This window comes from Calidithermus terrae (assembly GCF_003574345.1).
Taxonomy (GTDB): Bacteria; Deinococcota; Deinococci; order Deinococcales; family Thermaceae; genus Calidithermus; species Calidithermus chliarophilus.
Map to the genome: position 1 here is coordinate 1 of NZ_QXDL01000063.1, position 19,307 is coordinate 19,307.

At 71.0% G+C, this 19,307-nt stretch carries 14 protein-coding genes and 1 pseudogene; 6 read left to right on the top strand and 9 right to left on the bottom strand.

The genetic code is table 11. The features are described from left to right. Window positions 1-719: carbohydrate ABC transporter permease (locus tag Mterra_RS09010; protein ID WP_218022911.1), on the bottom strand; the 719-nt coding region annotated here is incomplete at its 3' end. 255 nt (window positions 720-974) lie between these two features. Between Mterra_RS09010 and Mterra_RS09015 the strand changes: the two genes are divergently transcribed. From Mterra_RS09015 to Mterra_RS23115, 3 genes are all read left to right on the top strand, one after another. Next, window positions 975-1,547 carry a D-sedoheptulose-7-phosphate isomerase gene (locus tag Mterra_RS09015; protein WP_119314901.1) on the top strand — a complete coding sequence of 191 codons (573 nt, stop codon included), beginning with the start codon at window positions 975-977 and terminating at the stop codon, window positions 1,545-1,547. A gap of 1 nt (window position 1,548) precedes the next feature. After that, a complete protein-coding gene (locus Mterra_RS09020; RefSeq protein ID WP_119314902.1) occupies window positions 1,549-3,981 on the top strand; it encodes an alpha-mannosidase in 2,433 nt (810 codons plus the stop codon). A 651-nt stretch (window positions 3,982-4,632) separates the two neighbouring features. Then, window positions 4,633-5,232 carry an MFS transporter gene (locus Mterra_RS23115; protein WP_245971579.1) on the top strand — a complete coding sequence of 200 codons (600 nt, stop codon included), beginning with the start codon at window positions 4,633-4,635 and terminating at the stop codon, window positions 5,230-5,232. A gap of 43 nt (window positions 5,233-5,275) precedes the next feature. Here Mterra_RS23115 and Mterra_RS22835 read toward each other — a convergent pair. Then, a pseudogene (locus Mterra_RS22835) lies at window positions 5,276-5,716 on the bottom strand (RNA-guided endonuclease TnpB family protein); the annotation flags it as partial. Between the two features lie 26 nt (window positions 5,717-5,742). Beyond that, window positions 5,743-6,255: a hypothetical protein gene (locus tag Mterra_RS22840; RefSeq protein WP_218022913.1), complete on the bottom strand. Its 513-nt coding sequence runs from the start codon at window positions 6,253-6,255 to the stop codon at window positions 5,743-5,745. Window positions 6,256-6,389: 134 nt separating this feature from the next. Between Mterra_RS22840 and Mterra_RS22275 the strand changes: the two genes are divergently transcribed. Beyond that, complete coding sequence (locus Mterra_RS22275; RefSeq protein ID WP_170159613.1) at window positions 6,390-6,539, top strand: hypothetical protein; 150 nt, start codon at window positions 6,390-6,392, stop codon at window positions 6,537-6,539. Between the two features lie 3 nt (window positions 6,540-6,542). Here Mterra_RS22275 and Mterra_RS09035 read toward each other — a convergent pair whose 3' ends face one another. Further along, window positions 6,543-8,054 (bottom strand): sulfatase, encoded by a 1,512-nt coding sequence (locus tag Mterra_RS09035; RefSeq protein ID WP_119314904.1) that lies wholly within the window; start codon window positions 8,052-8,054, stop codon window positions 6,543-6,545. Between the two features lie 82 nt (window positions 8,055-8,136). Next, a complete protein-coding gene (locus Mterra_RS09040) occupies window positions 8,137-9,417 on the bottom strand; it encodes an ABC transporter substrate-binding protein (RefSeq protein WP_119314905.1) in 1,281 nt (426 codons plus the stop codon). Window positions 9,418-9,976: 559 nt separating this feature from the next. Here Mterra_RS09040 and Mterra_RS09045 point away from each other — a divergent pair. Next, window positions 9,977-14,140, top strand: coding sequence for a PAS domain S-box protein (locus Mterra_RS09045; RefSeq protein WP_119314906.1), 4,164 nt, complete (start codon window positions 9,977-9,979; stop codon window positions 14,138-14,140). A 96-nt stretch (window positions 14,141-14,236) separates the two neighbouring features. Beyond that, a complete protein-coding gene (locus Mterra_RS09050) occupies window positions 14,237-14,611 on the top strand; it encodes a response regulator transcription factor (RefSeq protein WP_119314907.1) in 375 nt (124 codons plus the stop codon). Between the two features lie 61 nt (window positions 14,612-14,672). On the opposite strand, the gene Mterra_RS09055 is transcribed toward Mterra_RS09050, so the two are convergent. The 4 genes from Mterra_RS09055 to Mterra_RS09070 all read right to left on the bottom strand — a co-directional run. Next, window positions 14,673-15,305: a hypothetical protein gene (locus Mterra_RS09055; protein WP_119314908.1), complete on the bottom strand. Its 633-nt coding sequence runs from the start codon at window positions 15,303-15,305 to the stop codon at window positions 14,673-14,675. 50 nt (window positions 15,306-15,355) lie between these two features. Beyond that, a complete protein-coding gene (locus Mterra_RS09060; protein WP_119314909.1) occupies window positions 15,356-16,756 on the bottom strand; it encodes a hypothetical protein in 1,401 nt (466 codons plus the stop codon). A gap of 14 nt (window positions 16,757-16,770) precedes the next feature. Next, window positions 16,771-19,059: a cysteine peptidase family C39 domain-containing protein gene (locus tag Mterra_RS09065; RefSeq protein ID WP_147372622.1), complete on the bottom strand. Its 2,289-nt coding sequence runs from the start codon at window positions 19,057-19,059 to the stop codon at window positions 16,771-16,773. Next, window positions 19,056-19,307: zinc ribbon domain-containing protein (locus tag Mterra_RS09070; protein ID WP_218022914.1), on the bottom strand; the 252-nt coding region annotated here is incomplete at its 5' end. The genes Mterra_RS09065 and Mterra_RS09070, both read right to left, overlap by 4 nt.

A 19,307-nucleotide genomic window follows, 5' to 3' on the forward strand; every position in this document is an offset into this window, starting at 1 on the left:
GGCCCGCCCTGCCCGCCCTCCGACACGATGAGCACGCTCTCCCAGAACTGCATCGCGCCGGAGAAGCCCACGATGAGCTTGAAGAAGATGGTGGGCGACATCATGGGCACGGTGATGGCCAGGAACTGGCGGAAGGGGCTGGCCCCGTCGATGGCCGCGGCCTCGTAGAGGTGCTTGGGGATGCCCTGCAACCCGGCCAGGTAGATGATGTAGCCGCCCGCCGCGCCCCACATGCTCATGATGATGAGCGCGGGCTTGGACCAGTTGGGGTCGGAGAACCAAAGGGGCGGGTTCTCGACGCCGATGAAGCGCAGGAAGACGTTGATGGGGCCGAAGTTGGGGTTGAAGACCCACAGCCACAGCAGCAGCACCGCGACCCCGGTGAGCACCTTGGGCAGGAAGAAGATGGTGCGGAATACGCGCTGGCCGGGCACCTGCTGGTTGAGCAGCACCGCGATGATCAGTCCGGTGGCGATCCCCAGCGGCACGGCGAACACCGCGTAGTAGGCGGTGTTTTTCAGGCTCAGCCAGAAGAAGGGGTCGTCGAAGAGCAGCCGGCGGTAGTTGTCGAGCCCCACCCAGTCGAAGCGGCTGGTGACGTCGTAGTTGGTGAAGCTCGCGTAGAGCGAGAAGAGCATGGGGCCGGCGGTGAAGAGGATGAAGCCCAGCAACCAGGGCATGATGAACAAGTAGCCCGTGATCGCCTCCTTCCGGCGCATCGCCGACATTCTCGGCCGTTTGACCATAAACCGCTCCCTCCTTCCTCTGGTTGCCCTATAGCTTATCCCGGCTCGCTCAGGCCACGGCTGAGGGAGGACTGAATGGGCTGAACCTCGAGTTACTTAAATATATTAAGAAACTCGGGATTTTGGTATATGCTGAACCCAGAGATTAAGAAGGGACGGCACACGGCCGAGGAGGTAGGCTATGAACTTCGTTGCAACCGGCTATCTCACCAGGGGCGGGGTCAGGCGATGAGCCAGGCCATCTTCGAGGCGTACTGGGACGAGCACCGGCGGGTGCTCGAGCACCTCCCCGCGCTCTTCCCCGAGCTGGGGCGCGTGGTGCAGGCCTGCGTCAGGGCGCTCGAGCAGGGCGGCAAGCTGATGGTCTGCGGCAACGGGGGCAGCGCCGCCGACGCGCAGCACTTCGCCGCCGAGCTCTCGGGGCGCTACCGCCGCGAGCGCCGCCCGCTCGCGGCACTGGCCCTCACCACCGACTCCTCGGCCCTGACCTGCATCGGCAACGACTACGCCTTCGAGCAGGTCTTCGCGCGGCAGCTCGAGGCCCTCGCCCGCCCCGGCGACGTGCTCTTCGGCATCAGCACCTCGGGGCGCTCGAAGAACGTGCGGGCGGCGCTCGAGGCCGCCGCCCGCCTGGGCGTGGTGCGGGTGGGGCTCACCGGGGGGCACGCCGCGGCGATGCGCCCGCTCACCGACTTCTGCCTGGCGGTGCCCTCCGCCTCCACGGCCCGCGTGCAGGAGATGCACGTCCTCCTGATCCACATGATCTGCGAAGCGCTCGACGGCTGGGCTTTGGGGGAGTGAGATGGGCGAGCGAGGCACCTTCCACATGATCGGCAACGCCCACATCGACCCGGTGTGGCTGTGGGACTGGCGCGAGGGCTTCCAGGAGATCAAGGCCTCCTTCCGCAGCGCCCTCGACCGCATGAAGGAGTACCCCGACTTCGTGTTCACCTGCAGCTCGGCGGCTTTCTACGCCTGGGTCGAGCACAACGACCCGGCCATGTTCGAGGAGATCCGGCAGCGGGTGCAGGAGGGGCGCTGGGCGCTGGTGGGGGGCTGGTGGGTGGAGCCCGACTGCAACATCCCCGGCGGCGAGGCCTTCGTGCGGCAGGGGCTCTACGCCCAGCGCTACTTCCAAAGCCGCTTCGGGCGCGTCGCGCGGGTGGGCTACAACCCCGACTCCTTCGGCCACGCGGCCACGCTGCCGCAGATCTTGCTCAAGAGCGGGATGCCCTACTACACCTTCATGCGCCCCGGCCCCCACGAGCAGAACCTGCCCGGGCGGCTGTTCTGGTGGGGCTCGCCCGACGGCTCGAGGGTGCTCACCTTCCGCATCCCCTACGAGTACACCACCTGGGGCAAGGACCTCGAAGTCCACGTGCGCAAGTGCCTCACCGAGGTCAAGCCCCCCTTCGACACGCTGATGTGCTTCTACGGGGTGGGCAACCACGGCGGGGGGCCCACGCGCGAGAACCTCGAGTCCATCCGCCGCCTCAGCGCCGACCCCGAGCTCCCCGAGCTGCGGCTGAGCCACCCCGAGGCCTACTTCGAGGCCGTGGAGGGCACGCCGGGCATCCCCGCCTGGCACGAGGAGCTGCAGCACCACGCCAGCGGCTGCTACGCCGCGCACTCGGGCATCAAGCAGTGGAACCGCAGGGCCGAGAACGCGCTGCTGCTGGCGGAGAAGCTCGCCACGCTGGCCCACGTGCGGCTGGGGCGGCCCTACCCGGCGCAGGCGCTCGAGCACGCCTGGAAGCGGGTGCTGTTCAACCAGTTCCACGACATCCTGGCCGGCACCAGCCTCGAGGCGGCCTACGAGGACGCGAGGAACGAGCTGGGCGAGGCGCTGTCCATCGCCTCCCACGTCGCCAACGACGCGGCGCAGGCCCTCTCCTGGCAGGTGGACATCCCCGCCGAGGAGGGCATGAAGCCCGTGGTGGTCTTCAACCCCCACCCCTGGGCGGTGCGGGCGGAGGTGGAGCTGGAGTACGGCGGGCTCAAGGAGGGCGACGCGCTGGTGGACGAGCGGGGCCGCCAGGTGCCGCTGCAGACGGTGCGCTCGGGGGCCACGGTGAGCGGCTGGCGCAAGCGGCTGGCCTTCGTGGCCGAGCTCCCCGCCTTCGGGCACCGGCTCTACCGGGTCAAGCCCGCCGCCCGGCCCAAAGCGCACCCCTGGGTCGGGGCCGGGGAAAACACCCTCGAGAACCGCTTCTACCGCCTCACCCTCGACCCCCAAAGCGGGGCCATCGCCAGCCTTTACGACAAGGCGCGCGACCTCGAGGTCTTCAAGGGCCTGGGGGCGCAGGCTCTGGTCGCGGAGGACCGCTCGGACACCTGGAGCCACGGCGTGCTGCGCTTCGACCGCTTCAGCGGGGCTTTCGAGGCCGAGTCGGTGCGGCTTTATGAACAGGGGCCGGTCAAGGCGGTGCTGCGGGTGAGGAGCACCTACGGGCGCTCGGTGCTCTTGCAGGACTTCACGCTCTACCACGACCTCCCGCACCTCGAGGTGCGGGTCACGCTGGACTGGCGCGAGCGGCACAAGGCGCTCAAGCTGGCCTTCCCCGCCAACCTGCACTTCCCCCAGGCCGCCTACGAAGCCCCCTACGGCGCGCTGACCCGCCCCACCAACGGCGAGGAGGAGCCGGGCCAGGGCTGGGCGGACCTCAGCGGGGTCTACCGGCCCACCGGGGCCGTCCACGGGCTGGCCCTCCTCAACGACGCCAAGTACAGCTACTCCGCCGAGGGCCACACCCTCTACCTCACCGTGCTGCGCAGCCCCATCTACGCCCACCACGACCCCTACGTGCCCGACCCCCAGCAGGAGTACAGCTACATGGACCAGGGCCTCCAGCGCTTCACCTACTGGCTGCTGCCCCACGCGGGCTCCTGGGAGGAGGCCGGGCTGAGCCGGCGGGCCCTCGAGCTCCACCAGCGCCCCGTCGCCCTGGTCGAGAGCTACCACGCGGGCGAGCTCAGGCCCAAGGCCAGCTTCCTCGAGGTCAGCCCCGCCAGCGTCGTCCCCACCGTGCTCAAGAAGGCCGAGGACTCGGACGCCCTGGTCCTGCGGCTCTACGAGAGCACCGGCCGAGCCGCCCGCGCCCGCGTCGCCCTCCCCCTGCTGGGGCGCACCCTCGAGGCCGACTTCGGCCCCTACGAGATCAAGACCCTGCTCATCCCGCGCGGCAAAGGCGAGGTGCGGGAGGTGAACCTGCTCGAGTGGGAGGGCTCGAGCTAAGCCCGGCCCCCCAGCGGGGGGCGTTTCCCGGCCCATGCTGAACGAGTCGTCCAAGCAATTCCTGCGAAAGATGCGCGCCCGCAACTACCGGCTGGGGGTGCTCAACGGCTGGTTCGCCGCCGTCGGGGACGCCTGCATGAGCCCCGGCATCGTCCTCTCGACCTTCGCCAGCCAGCTCGGGGCCAGCAACGCGCCCGTCGGGCTCATCCCCGCCGTGATGGGGGCAGGCTGGACCTTGCCGCAGGCCGTGGTGGCCTCGCTGGTGCACAGCCGCCCCTACAAGCTGCCCTTCTACCGGGCCTCGGGCTTCGTGCGCAGCGGGACCTACGCCCTGATCGTGCTGAGCAGCTTTCTGCTGGTCGGGCACCCCGACCGGCTGCTGCTGGCCTTCCTGCTGGCCCTCACCGTCAACGCCCTGGCCTCGGGGGTGGCGGGGCTGCCGGTGCTCGAGGTCTTCTCCAAGATCGTCCCTCCCGAAGAGCGCCCGGCCTTCCTGGGCACCCGCGCCCTCTACGGCGGCCTCCTGGCCTTCGGCACCGGCTTCCTGATCCGGCTGATCCTGGGCTCGGGGCTGCCCTTCCCCTACAACTACACCCTGACCTTCGCGCTGGGGCCGCCGCCTTCAGCCTGGCCTACCACGTCTTCGGGCGCATCGACGAGCCGCCCGACCCGCCCCGGGAGTCGAGAGGCTTCTGGACGGAGCTGCGGGCCATGCCCCGCTTCGCCCTGGGCAACCCCGACCTGCGGGCCTTCTCCCTGCCGCGCGGCCTGCTGGCCCTGGCGGGCATCGCCGACCCCTTCTACGCGGTGTACGCGCTGAAGGTGCTGGGGGTGCCGGGCGCGATGGTGGGCACTTTCCTGATGGTGCTGGCCGCCATCTCGCCGCTGTCCAACGTCGTCTGGTCGCGGCTGGTGCGCCGCTACGGCTCGAGGCGGGTCATCCGGCTCGCCACCTTCATCCAGGTCTTCACCCCGCTCACCGCGCTGCTGATGCCGCACGGGGCGGGCATGGCCTACGCGCTGGTCTTCGTCTGCGCCAGCCGGGCGGGGCCGGGCATCGGGCTGGGCTACACCAACTACATGCTCAACGTCGCGCCCGCCGAGGAGCGCAGCCGCTACCCGGGCGCCGTCAACTACCCCCACCAAACCCTAACGGGTTCGGGTCGGGGCTTGCGGGGACAGAACCATGTGGAACACGATTCGCTTCCCCCACGTTCGGCCAGTTCACAATGGCCCGGCGGCCAATGTTGACCGCCGCGACGTGGTCTGCAAGCCCGGCGAAGCCGCAGACCACACAGGCAAAGGTGCTCTGGTCGGGACGGTTGGCCCGCCCGGTGTGCCCGCAGGCGGGACACTCCCGGGAGGTGTTCTTGGGGTCAACAAAGACCAGCGGAACCCCGGCCCGTCTCGCCTTGTAGCCCAGCTTCTGCCCCAAGTCGTGGAAAGCCCAGGAGTGCAGCGTGGAGCGCTGAGGCCGCCTAGCCCTGACCCTCTGGCGGATGCCCCGGAGGTCCTCCAGGGCGACCGCCCGATTCGTGCGTTGGGCCTTCTCCACGATGCGTTTGGCGATGGTGTGGTTCACGTCATGGGCAAATCGCTTCTCCTTCCCGGCGAGCTTCTTCAACCGCCGCTTGGCCCCCTTGCTCCCCTTCTTCTGGAGCTTTCTCCTGAACCTACGGTGTCTAGCCCTGACGGAGTTGAGGTGCTTGCCGGAGTAGGCTTCCCCGTCGGAATCGGTGGCGAGGTTGACGACGCCTAGGTCTACCCCAGCACGTCTCTGACCTCGATGGGCTCGGGCTCCTCCACGTTGACCGTGGCAAAAAGGTAGAACTCACCCCCCACGTAGGCCAGGTCGGTCTCCCCCTGCCGGGTAGCCAGCAGCCTGCGCTGGTACTCCCCGCACACAAAGGGGAGGGTCTGACGGCCCTCCACCGTCCAGACGGAGACCGTGGAGGCCACGAGGTTCCAGGAGAGGATGCGGTCGTCGTAGGTGATGGCCCCCAGTTCACGGAAGGTGCGCTTGGTTTGCTTGTCCAGCTTGTAGGCGTCCACCACCCGAGCGTTGGCCCGCACCACCATCTGGGCCGAGAGGCCGAACCGGTCTTTGACGGCGTGGTAGACCCGGTGGTGCAGGGGGATCTGCTTGAAGGTGCGGGTCTCCCAGGCCACCCCCGAGATGTGGTCGCAGGCCGCGTTGAAGCGCCGCATGGTGTCGAGCAGCCACGCCCGCTGTTCAGGCGTGGGCAAGAGCTTGACCTTGGCGGTGAGCTTCATAAAACCAGTGTACCGCAGACCTTTCAACTCTTGAAAGAGATGAGCGGGTATAGCCGCCGGATGGCGGCCTGGGGCCCTACCTCCCCGGCCAAAGCGGAGTTTGGTCGGGGTCTCCCGCCCCAGACCCCAATCCGATGAACACCTTCGTGGGGCTGCTGGCCTTCGCCCCCTTCCTGGGCGGGGTGCTGGCCGACGCGCTGGGCTACCGCGCGGTGTTCCTGGGGGCCATGGTCTTCGTCGGGGCCTCCTGGGTGGCGGTGGGGCGGCTGGGGCGGCGGGCCTGAAGGTCACAGCCGCAGGCGTGCGTACTGCTCCTCGGGCGCCCGCAGGCGCCGCATGTGGCCGCGCAGCAGGGCCTCGAGCTCGGCCACCCTCTCGGGCCGCTCCGGAGCCAGGTCGTGCTCCTGCTCGGGGTCGGTGGGGTTGTGGTAGAGCAGGTCGGGGCGCGGGGGGTGCAGGTTGAGCACGTCCCAAGCGCCCGAGGGCATGCGCCAGACCGGGGTGGACACGCCGGGGAGGAAAGGGCCCGCCTCGAGGCCCGCGAGCTCGAAGTCCCGCCGGTGCCGCGCCCCGGCGGAGCGCTGGTTGAGCTGGCCCACCTGGTGGCTGTAGACGTAGGCGGGGGCGGCGGCGGGGTCGTGGTCGCGCAGCAGGGTCCACTCCGGCGTGCTCAGGCCCACCCGCTGGTTGTTGTAGCCGTAGACGGCGAAGTCGCGGTGGCGGTCCTTCCCTCCCAGCACCGGCACGAAGCTGTGGCTGTGGGTGCCCTCGGGGGCTTCCAAGCCCAGGAGCTCGAGCACCGTCGCGTAGAGGTCTATGGTCTGGGTGACGGCCTTTACCCGGCGGGGCTGGGCGCCGGGGTGCCACACCAGCAGCGGGATGTGGCAGAGGGTGTGCCACAGCGGCGAGCCCGGCTTGCCGATGCGGCCGTGCTCGCCCAGGTAGTGCCCGTGGTCGGTGGTGACGATCACGCAGGTGCGCTCCCAGAGGCGGTGGCGCTCGAGCGCGTCCAGCACCCGGCCCAGCCAGGCGTCCACCATGGTGAGCTTGCCCGCGAACTGCGCCCGCACCCACGCCACGTCCTCGGGGGTGAGGCCCATCGCGGGGTCGTCGGTGCGGCCGTAGCGCGGCCAGGGGTTGCGGCCCTCGGGGGGCAGGCCGGTGTACATCGAGCGGTAGGGCTCGGGGACGTGGAAGGGCTCGTGCACGTCGAAGCAATCGACGTGGAGGTAGAACTGCTCGTGGGCGTGGTTGCGCTCGAGCCAGTCCGCCGTAGACGCCATCACCCGGGGGCCGAAGAAGTCCGCCTCGCCCCGGAGGTGCGCGACGTTGCGCAGGTAGGTCAGGCCGCCTTCGCCCTGGACCTCGACCATGCGCCGGGCCCAGGGCGGGACCTCGGCCACAGGCTCGGTGACCCAGTTGTCGTGCTCGTGGCCGCGGACGAACTCGTAGCCGCCGAAGTCGTAGCTGTAGGAGTGGGCGCCCCACTCGAAGAAGTGGTAGTGGTCGGTGACGAGCTGGGTCACGATGCCCTTCTGGCCCGCCAGGAAGGCCAGGGGGCGGTCCCAGGGCTCGAGCGGCCCCCACCCCCGCCACCAGAACTCCTCCACCCCGGCCCAGATCTCGCGGCGGGCGGGCATGCACGGCAGCGAGCCGGTGTAGTGCTGCTCGAAGGCCACCGCCCGCTCGGCGAAGCGGCTGAGGCTGGGGGTGTGCACCCAGCCGTTGCCGTAGGCGCCCAGGAAGTGCCGGTTGAGCGAGTCGAGCTGGATGACGATGACGCTGAGCTTGTCGGCCATTCGGCCTCCTCACGGACGAACGGGCGACGCAGGGTCGCCCGTCGGAAGGGAAAAACGCGGTTGCCAGAGGTAAGAGCCGGCGCTACTGCGTCTCGCGCTTGCCCTGCTCGACCATCTTCATCACGGTCTGCTGGGCCTCGTCGAGGGCGGCCTTGGGGTCGCGGCCCTGAAGCACCACGTCCTGCACGGCCTTCTCCACGGCGGTGCCGTAGGTGGGGGCGTAGGCGGCGGTGGGGGCGACGAAGGTGTACTTCATGTTGTTGACGAGTTGCAGGAACAGGGGGTCCTTGTTCTCGAGCTGGGCCAGGCGGTAGCCGGGGAGGTCCTTCTGCTCGGCGGTCCAGTACTTAGCCCCCTCGGTGGTCAGGAAGATGGCGAAGGCCAGGGCCTCCTTGGGGTACTTGGTGCCCTTGGGGATCTCCACGTTGAAGCCGCCGCCCCACGAGGCGTAGGGGTGCTGCTGGCCGTCTTCGGTGGGCACGGGGACGATGCCGTACTCGAGGTCGGGGGCGTTGCGGGCGATGGTGGCGATGTAGTTGCCGTTGCGCACGACCATGGGCACCTTGCCCGACATGAACTCGTCCTGGGCGCCGCCGCCGAAGGACGCGCGGAAGGCGGCGTACTGCGCGGTGCCGTACTTGTCGGTCCAGCGCTTGACCCACTCGAGCACCTTCACCGCGGTGGGGTTGTTGATGGCGGGCTCGTCGTAGTCGGCGTCCTTGAAGAGCAGGCCCTTGGCGTTGCCGACCCAGCCCTCGTAGCCGAAGTCGCCGAAGAGGGGGTGGAAGCCCATGCGGGTGTAGCGGTTGCCCTCCTTCTTGTCGAGCTTCAGCGCGTAGTTCCAGAGGTCGGCCCAGGTCTTCGGGGGCCGGGTGGGGTCGAGGCCCACCTCCCGGAAGGCCTTCTTGTTGTAGTACAGCACGCGGGTGTCGGTGTTGAAGGGCAGGCCGTACTGCTGGCCCTTGTAGGTGCCCGTGGCCCAGAGGTTGGGGAAGTAGAGGTTCTTCTTGCTGTCCACGCCCAGCGCCGAGAGGTTGGTGTTCTGCCCCTTGGCCGCGCGCAGGCGCGTGGTGCGGATGTCGATGACCACCACGTCCGGGGGGTTGCCGGCCGCGACCGAGGCCAGGGTTTTGTTAATGATTTGATCAAAGGGGACGCCGGTGTACTCGACCTTGACGTTGGGGTTCTTGGCGTTCCAGGTGTTGACGATGCGGGTGATGGTGGGGCGGCGCTGTTCGGAGAGCCAGTGGCCCCAGAACTGCAGGGTGATCTGCTGGCCCTGGGCCTGGCTGAACCCGAACGGGCTCGCGCCCATCAGTCCCGCCAGGGTTAGCGTGAGCAAGCCTGCCTTCTTCCAATTCATAACCGTCCTCCTGTCGTGGGTGCCAAGGTTTGAGACCCCTGTGTTGAAGCCGGGATGGCCGCCTCGAGATCCTCCAGGTTATTTTCTTAAACCTTTAAGAAAATGTACCCCGCCCCCCGGGAAAATGCAATACCCGGCCACCGGGACCCGACCCCGAAGGCTTTTAGCTCCGAAGCCGCCCCGCGGAAGGGGGAGCAGGGCCCGCGTTGCTCAGGTCGGGACCTGCAGCGCCAGGCAGTTCGCATGGTTGCCATGACGCTCCTCGGCCCGGCCCCGGGGCCAAGCTCCTGCCCCCGGCCTCGCCCACCCGGGTCGGCAGGCCGGCCCGCTTCCGGAGTAGGGCCTAGCCTCGAGGCCGGGTCAGGGGGAGGCTGAGGAAGCGCGGCGGGGCGTGGGCGGTCCCTGGCTCTCCCCCGCTCGAGGCCCCCACGAGACCAAAGCGCCCGGACGGCGATAGAATCAGGCCAGACGGCAAGCAGTCCGCCGCCCCGGCCGGCTCAGCCCAGACTCAGCGAGCACGGGGTAGCATCAGCGCGTTACCGGACAGGGTGGCCCCGATATGAAGCCCGAGCAGTCCGAAAACCCCGCCCCCGCGGCCTCCCCGCTGGGGGTGGAGGCCGCCCGCCTGCTCGACGCGGTGGGGCAGGCGGTCATCGCCGCCGACGCGCAGGGCCGGATCGCGCACTGGAACGCTGCGGCGCAGGCCCTGTACGGCTGGGCGGCGGCGGAGGTGCTGGGCCGCGAGTTCCTCGAGGTCATCCCCCTCGAGGCCGCGGGCGAGCCGGGGCAGCGCATCCTGGCGGCGGCCCTGGCAGGGGGAAGCTGGTCGGGCGAGGCCCGGCTGCGCCGCAAGGACGGCTCGAGCCTCCGCGCCCTCCTGCGCCTCAACCCTGTCCTCGACGGGCGGGGCGGGGTGGCGGGCGTGGTGGCCCTGGCGCAAGACGCCCGCGAGTCCCACCTGGCCGAGGAGGCGCTGCGCGACAGCGAGGAGCGCTTCCGCAGCCTGGTCGAGGCCAGCACCGACTTCGTCTTCACCCTCGCCCCCGACGGCTCGAGCCCGCAGCTCAGCGCCTGGTGGTCGGGCTTCACCGGGCAAGACCCCCGCGCGGCCGAGGGCGAGGGCTGGCTCGAGGTGGTGCATCCCCACGACCGCGAGCGAGTGCGGGCCGCCTGGGCCGAGGCCATGGCCCGGCTCAGCCCCTACCGCCAGGAGTACCGCCTGCGCCACCGCAGCGGGCAGTACCACCGCCTGCGGATACGCTGCCTGCCGCGCTTCTCGCCCGAGGGGGAGCTGCGGGAGTGGATCGGCACCGCCACCGACGTCACCGAGCGCCGGCGGGCCGAGGAGCACCTGCAGCGGCTGCAACGGGTCACGGCCTCACTCTCCCAGGCCGCCACGCCGCAGCAGGTGTACGCGGCGGTGATGAGCCAGGTGGAGGGGGCCCTGGGGGCGAGCGCGGGCAGCGTCTACGTGCTCGAGGACGACGAGCTGCGGCTCGTCGCCGCCACGGGCATGGCGGAGGAGTCGCTGGAGGCCTACCGCCACCTCCCCCTCGCCGCGCCCGTGCCCGCCGCCGACGCGGTGCGCCGCCGGGAGCCGGTGTGGCTCCCCTCGCGGGCGGACTACGCCGGCCTCTACCCCCACCTCCAGGAGCACCTCGCCCGGCTCGAGGGCGAGGCCGCGGCCAGCATCCCGCTGGTGTACGAGGGCGAGGTGCTCGGGGGGCTCAACTTCACCTTCCGCGACCGGTTGGCCTTCGACCGCGAGGACCGGAACTTCCTGCTGGCGGTGGCGGCCCAGACCGCCCAGGCCCTCGAGCGCGCCCGGCTGCTGGAGGCCGAGCGGCAGGCCCGCGAGCGTGCCGAGAAGCTGCAGCGGCTCACCGCCGTGCTGAGCGAGCCCCTCGACCCCGCCTCCATCTACGAACGGCTGATGAGCGAGAGCGCGGCGCTGCTGGGGGCCCGCACCGGCACGCTGTACCTGCTCGAGGGCGACACGCTGCAGGCGGCGAGCTGGACCGGCGAGAACGCGCTGCGCCGCCACTACCTCAGCATCCCCCTCTCCGCCCCCGTCCCCGCCGCCGACAGCGCCCGTGAGGGGGTGGCCCGCTGGCTGCGCTCGAAGGACGACTACGCCCGGCAGTACCCCCACCTCGGGCCGCAGATCCGGCAGTTGGCGACCGAAGCCGGGGTCAGCCTCCCGCTGCGGGCCGGGGGCCATACCCTGGGCAGCCTGGCCTTCACCTTCGAGGGGGAGCGGGAGTGGGGCGCGCGGGAGCGGGCCTTCCTGGAGGCCTTAGCCTCGCTCACCGCCGAGGCCATCGAGCGGGCGCGGCTCTACGCCGACGAGCGACGCGCCCGGCACGGGCTCGAGGAGGCCAACGCCCTGCTGCAGACGCTGCTGGAGAGCGCCCCACTGGGCTTCGCCTTCGTGGACCGCGAGCTGCGCTACCGCTACATCAACGCGGCGCTGGCCCGGCTCAACGGCCTGCCGCCGGAAGCCCACCTGGGCCGGTCGGTGACCGAGCTCTTCCCCGGCGCCCGGCAAACCGTGGAGCTGCTGCGCGGGGTGATGGAGCGCAACGAGCCGGTGCTGGAGATGGAGTTCGTCGCCGACCCCTCCCACCCCGTCGCCCCCGGGCACACCTTCTGGCTGAGCTACTACCCGGTGCGGGCCGGGGAGCGGGTGCTGGGGGTGGGCGTCTTCAGCCAGGACGTCACCGAGCGCCGGCAGGCCGAGGCCGCCGTGCGGGCCTCCGAGGCCCGTTACCGCGCCCTGGTCGAGGTGGGCGGGGCGGCGGTGTGGCGCACCGACGCGGGCGGGGAGCTGGTGTGGGCCAACGAGCACTTCCAGCGGCTCACCGGGCTCAGCCTCGAGACCGCCCACGGGCTGGGCTGGCTCGAGGCCATCCACCCCGACGACCGCCCGCTGGCCCTGCAGGCCTGGCAGCGCTCGCTGGAGCGGCTCGTCCCCTACGACGTCGAGCTGCGGCTGCGCGGGCAGGACGGCCGCTACCGCGTGGTCCACTCGAGGGCCGCCCCGGTCTTCGGCGAGGACGGGCGGGTGCAGGAGTGGATGGGCACCGACACCGACATCACCGCGCGCAAACTGGCCGAGGCCGCCCTGCGCGAGAGCGAGGAGCGCTTCCGCACCATGGCCGACAGCTCCCCGCTGGTGATCTGGGTCACCGACCCCCAAGGCCGCGTGGAGTTCGTCAACCGGGCCTACACCGAGTTCTTCGGGAGCAGCGCCGAGCAGATCCGCGAGCAGGGCTGGCGGCCGCTGGTGCACCCCGACGACGCCCCCGCCTACACCCAGGCCTTCCTCGAGTGCCTGCGCGAGCACCGGCCCTTCCAGGCCCAGGCCCGGGTGCGCCACGCCTCGGGGGAGTGGCGCTGGATCGTCTCCTACGCCACCCCGCGCTTCGTGGACGGGGAGTTCGTCGGGATGGTGGGCTCGAGCCCCGACATCACCGGGATCAAGCAGGTCGAGGAGCGCCTGCGCCTGCGGGTGCGCCAGCAGGCCGCCGTGGCCGAGCTGAGCCGGCGGGCCCTGGAGAGCCCCGACCCCGGCGCCCTCTTCCAGGAGGCCCTGCAGGCGCTGACCCAGACCCTCGAGGTCGAGTACGCGGGGGTGTTCGAGCTGCTGCCCGAGGGCCGCTCGCTGCGGCTGTGCGCGGGGGTGGGCTGGCGCGAGGGCCGGGTGGGCGAGGTCACGGTGAGCACCGGCCCCGACACCCAGCCGGGCTACACCCTCTCCGCCGGGCAGCCGGTGGTGGTGGTGGACCTCTCGAGCGAGGCCCGTTTCCAAGGCCCGCCCCTGCTGCACGAGCACGGGGTGGTGAGCGGCATGACCATGGTGATCCGGGGCATGCCCCAGCCCTACGGGGTGCTGGGCGTGCACAGCGCCTCGAGGCGGGCCTTCTCCCGCGACGACGTCAACTTCCTGCGCTCCGTCGCCAACGTGCTGGCGATCTACATCGAGCGGCACCGCGCCGAGCAGGCCCTGCGCGAGAGCGAGGAGCGCTACCGGCGGCTGGCCGAGGCCCAGAAGCGCTTCGTGGCCGACGCCGCCCACGAGCTGCGCGCCCCCCTCACCGCCATCCAGGGCAACCTCCAGCTCCTGCTGCGCTTCGAGGGGATCGACGAGCGCGAGCGCCGCGAGGCCCTCTCCGACGCCGCCCGCGAGGCCGAGCGCCTGTCGCGCCTGGTCAACGACATGCTCGCCCTCGCGCGGGGCGACGCGGGGCTGCGGCTGCGGCTGGAGCCCGTCCGGCTCGACCGGGTGCTGGGGGAGGCCTTCTCCACCGTGAAGGGCCTGGGCGACGGACACCGCCTGGAACTCGCGCCCTTGCCCGCCCTGACGGTGCCGGGCGACGCCGACCGGCTCAAGCAGCTCGCGCTGCAGCTCCTCGAGAACGCCCTCAAGTACACCCCGGCAGGCGGGGAGGTGCGGCTGGAGCTGGAGCCGGGGGAGGGCTACGCCGAGCTGCGCGTGCGGGACACCGGCGTCGGCATCGGGCCGGAGGACCTGCCCCACGTCTTCGAGCGCTTCTACCGCGCCGACCCCTCGCGCAGCCGCGACGCGGGGGGAACGGGCCTGGGGCTCGCCATCGCCAAGTGGATCGTCGAGCAGCACGGCGGGAGGATCTGGCTACAGAGCGAGCTGGGCCGGGGCACCACCGCCTTCGTGCGCCTGCCGCTGGAGGCCCCTCCTGGCTGAGAACGGGATGATAACCCATGAACGCGCCTTAGCCCGGGGCTGACCTTCTTCTTGAGGTGCTGCGGTAGACTCCAGACGACTTCGGTCGGGGTTGCCATGAAACGCATCCTGGTGGTGGACGACGATCCCTCGATGCGCAGCCTGCTCCAGCGGGCGCTGCGCCTGGCGGGGTACTCGGTCGAAGCCCTGGGCTCGGGGGAGGAGTGCCTGCGGCGGCTGGAGGCCGACCTCCCCGACCTGCTCATCCTCGACCTGATGATGCCCCGGCTCGACGGCGTGGGCGTGCTGGAGTGCATGGACCGGCAGGGCATCCGCCTCAAGACGCTGATCCTCAGCGCCAAGGACGAGGAGGAGAGCTGCCCCGAGGACCTGAAGAGAGCCGCCGCCTACCTCGCCAAGCCCATGCCCATGACCGCGCTGATGGACACGGTGCGCGGCCTGCTGGGCGAGGTACGGCCGGCTCGAGGGTGAACCCCGCGAGAACTCCCCCCGCGAGCGGGGGGAGGCGGCGTGCGGGTGGCCGGACCGGGGGTCACTCCGCCGCCGTGAGCGGGTTGATGAAGTACCAACGGGCCTCCTTGGGGATGGCCGCGGTCTTGAAACCGCTGCCCTGCCACACGATGCTGTTCCAGCCCTTCCGGAGGTCGAGGTCGATGGCGAAGCCCTCGCACGAGCCCTTCACGGTGCCGTCGCGGTCGGCGTAGACGAACTGGTAGCGCGGGGCGCCCGGGGCGATGGGGTGCCGGGTGCTGACGAGCACCCCCCCGCCGGGGCGGGCGTGCACCCCCTCGACGTAGAGCGCGGGGACCTCGAGCACCTCCGGTACCGCCACCTTCTGCTGGGCGTTGCCGAGGCTGAGGCCGGCGCATACGGCCTGCTCCACCGGGACCGCGTACCCCCCGGCGCCGCGCACGAGCCCGAAGGTGAAGCCCCCGTCGGCCCTGACCTGCCCGAGCCCCACGAGCTCGCCCTCGGGGTCGGAGTGGTAGGAGTAGGCGAAGATGCCGCCCTCGGCCGGCGCGATCGCGTCGCCCTTGGCCCAGTACTCCATGGCCCCGCTGAAGTTGGGCTGCTCGCCCAGGGCCCACGGCGGCGGGGTGGAACCCTGCTCCTTGCAGGCGGCCAGGACGGCCAGCACTAGAACGATCAGCGCGTAACGGAACATGCCGCACCCCTTTCAATGCAGCTCCCGCAATGTCGGCACGCGGTCGAGGGTCAATCCCCCACCCGCGCCAGACGCTCGGCCCCGGCGGGCAACTCCCCGGCGGCGTAGGACTTCACCTTGGCGTAGGTGTTGCCGCTGAAGGTGCCGAGCTCGCCCGAGCCGTCGGCCTTGTAGAACAGCACCCCGGCCGGGGTGCTGACCACCTGCTCCCAGCCCTTAGCCAGTTGCCCCGAGACGTAGGTGCCGGTCTGGGTCGGCGCCCCGTTGGCGGCGAAGGTGACCAGCGCGCCGATCCCGTCGCTCTGGCGGTAGAACAAGACCCCGCCGGGGGTGCGCAGGATGTGGCTCCAGTTGGTGCTGAGGCTGTAGCTGGAGTACACGTACGACCACTTGCAGGCCGCGTCGTAGGTCCCGTAGCCCCCGGTGCCGGTGGGCTGCTTGTAGAAGAACACCCCGTTGGCGTCGTTGACCCGCACGACGAGGTTCCAGTCCTTGGAGTAGCCGGTCTGGGTCACGGGGTTGCTGAAGCCGTAGTCGGGGCCGTAGCTGCCGCAGAGGGTGGTGCCGGTGGAGGCCTTGTAGAACACCAGGCGCTCGTTCAGGCTCACCACCTGGTCCTGAGCGGCCGGGAGCTCCCCGGCGGCGTAGGTGCGCAGCCTGCGGAAGGCGCCCGTCCCGTCGAAGGTGCCCAGGGCCCCCGAGCCGTCGGCGGCGCTGTAGAACAGCTCGTAGAGCTCGTAGGGCTTGCCGAAGTGGGTGGTCCCCGCGGGCAGCCCCCCCGCGGCGTAGGCCTTGACCGGGGTGAACGCCCCGCCCGCGCCCAGGCTGCCCACCGTGCCCGAGCCGTCGGCCTTGTAGAAGAGCACCCCGCCGGTGAGCACGGCCGGCGCGACGCTGAGGGTGGCGCTGGCGCTGAGGCCGGTGCCCTCGAGCGCGGCGGTGAGGGTGGCGGTGGTCAGGACGCTGAGGGCGGCGGGGGGCGTATAGATGACGCTGGGGCCGGTGCTCGAGCTCAGGCTCCCCGGGCCCTCCAGCGACCACTTCACGGCGGCGCTCGAGCCCGTCACCACCGCGTCGAAGCTGCCGCCGGGGTCGCCGGCCACGAAGGCGCTCGAGGCGGGCGTGACGCTGATGGAAGGCGCGGGGGACACCGTCACCGCCGCGTCCTTGCTCACGCTCCCGGCGCTGTTGGTCGCGGTGAGGGTGAAGGTCCGGCTGGCGGTCACGTTGACGGTCTTGCTGCCCCTGCCTTCGGGGGTCACGCTGCCCACCCCGCTGATGTCGAGGCTGCTCGCGCCGGTGACGTCCCACTCCAGCCTCACGCTTCCTCCGCCGCTGGGCAGGCTGGCGGGCGTGGCGGTGAAGGCGTTGATCTTGGGCGGGCCGGCCGGGGTGCTGGTGTTGCAGGCCGCCAGCAGCAGGCCCAGCAGAACGATCGAGGTGCGGGTCATGGCCTCTTCCCTCCCTAGCCGACGTAGGTGTAGCCGGCGGTGATGGTCACGGTCTTGCTGCCGATGGGCTGCCCGCTGTCGCTGAGCACGGTGAGGCGGATGGTGTAGGGCAGCTTGTAGTTGCGGCCGCCTACCAGGCGCACGTTGAGGCTCGAGCCCCGCCCCACCTCCACCTCGGTGCCGCCCTGGGCCTGCGCGGTCCACACCAGCCGCTCGCCGGGCACCGCCGCGCCGTTGGAGTAGGTGGCGTAGCCCACCAGCGGCACGTCAACCATGGGCTGGTTGATGTCGGGGCTCCAGTACTCGGCGCCGTTCTTCGGCTCCACGATCACGATCTCGCCGGGGGTGCGGGTGGGGTCGATGACGTTGACGCTCACCGAGGCGGCGGCCTGCAGGCCGTACTCGCCGGTGGCGACGAGGGTCAGGGTGCGCGATCCGGCGGCGCTGGGGGTGAGGGTGTACTGCCCGCCGTTGCCCAGGGGGGTGGCGCCCTCGAACCAGGCCAGCCGGGCGCGGCCGTCGGGGAGGGTGTGCGCGTCGAAGCCCTCGCCGCGGAAGGTGAAGGGCTCGCCCTTGAGCAAGGTGGTGGGGGCGCTGGGCACGAGGATGCGCACCTTGGGCAGGTCGGCGGGGTCGGGGGCGAGCTTGAAGGCGATGTGCTTGACGTCCTGCAGCGCGCCGCCCTGGCGCAGGTTGAGCTCCAGCCGCGCCGGGGTGGGACCACCCACCGTCCCCACCGCGCCGGCGAGGTTGCCGAAGTCGAGGTCGAGGGGCTCGAGGTCGTAGGCCTCCACGCTCACGTTGGCGAAGCGCTGGGCCTTCATGGCCCCGGCCACGTACAGCCGGGCCTCGACCTCGAAGTCGAGGGCCACGTCGGTGACGTTGACCACGTTGAAGCTGGCCTCCATGCGGCTGGAGCGGTAGATGAGGTAGCGGAACTCGTTGTCCTGCACGAGGTTACGGCCGTAGGGGAAGGTGGGGAGGGTGGTGGCCTCGTCGTTGAAGTAGTAGCCGTTGGGGTAGGCCCCGTCCCACTTCCAGCGCGAGATCACCTGGTTGGAGGGGTTGCGGAAGATCAGCGAGGCCGGGAAGGGGAAGCCCACCCCGCCGAAGTACACCGTCTCGCCGTGGCTCAGCTCGATCGAGCCGCGCCGCTCGGCCTCGGGCTTGGGCTCGTTGAGGAAGACGATGGTCTCGAGGTCGGGCTTGTTGGGGTCGCCGGAGTCGGCGCAGCCTTTGGTGGGGTCGCTGGGGTCTTTGAGCGTGCAGTTGGCGTCGCGGAAGGCCTTCCAGGTCATCGAGGGGTGGGTGCCGTTCCAGTCCGTGTCGGGGCGGGCGTTGGAGTCGGCGACGTAGACGCCGTCTTTGGTCACCCCGGTGAGGACGAAGGCGTGCCACAGGCGGTCGGAGGCGGTCCACACGGGCTTGGCCGGGAAGAGGCCGAAGAAGCCGGTGGTCGCGATGGCGACGTAGGCGGTGAAGGCGTTGGAGCCGCCGGAGGTGTTGTCGCTGGGGACGAGCTCGGCGTCCCAGCGCAGGTAGCTGTACGCGCCCTCGGGGACCCCGGCGGCCTTGAGGATGCTCCCCGCGCCCGCGCCGCTGCTGGGCGACTGCTTGATCAGGCTGGCCAGGCCGTAGTTGCTGGCGAAGCCCCCGGGGGACTTGGGGTTGGAGGCGAGGGCCGGCTGCGGCCGGTGGTAGTTGATCACCATCGAAAGCGAGGTCGGGGTGCACCACGGCAGGCCCGCCTGGTAGTAGAAGGGCACCTGCAGCGAGCGCACGCCCCCCTCCTGGGGCTTGGGCCTGGGCACCACGTAGGCGGTGTACAGCCCCACCCGGCGCACCGCGTAGGCCACCTTGGCGGGCACGGTCTGCCCCGAAACCCCCGCCGAGCCGGCGCCCACCGGCGTGGCCGCGTGCACCCACAGCCGCGGGCCGTCCGGCTCGGGGTTGGCGACGGTCTCCAGCACCACCACGCTGCCCTCGGGGCTGGTGGGGTCGGTGGGCAGCTCGAGCGTGGCCGGGGCGTTGAGGCTGGCCCCGCCGAGGTCGAGGCCCACCTGCGGCCCGGCCGCCCGGAGGGGGTTGTCCTGGGGCTCGCTGGGCTTGGCCTTGAGCTCGAGGCTCACCCGGCTGTCCCGGCTCAGCACCCCCGGCGGGATGGTGAGCTTAGCCCCGCCCGCCTCGACCACCCCGCCCTCGGCGGCCTTGATCACCACCGCGTTCTCGCCGCCCGAGTCCTTGGGGCCGCACGCCCCGAGCAGTCCCGCCAACACCAATACGCTCACGAACCAATGCCTCATCCCAATCCTCCTTGCCTTGCCTTGTCCTCCAACGCCCGGGCTTCCAGGCGGAACTCGCGGCCGCACCTTCCGCAAAAGCGGGCATAGGGCGAGGTGATCCGGGCCCCGCAGCCGGGGCAGGCCTCGAGCAGGCGCACCCCGTCGTTGGTGCAGTAGCGCTCGCTCGAGGCGAGCGGGACCGCGCGCGCGCAGCGCGGGCAGATGCGGTAGTACACTCCCCAGGCCTCTTCCACGGCTCTCCCCTCCCC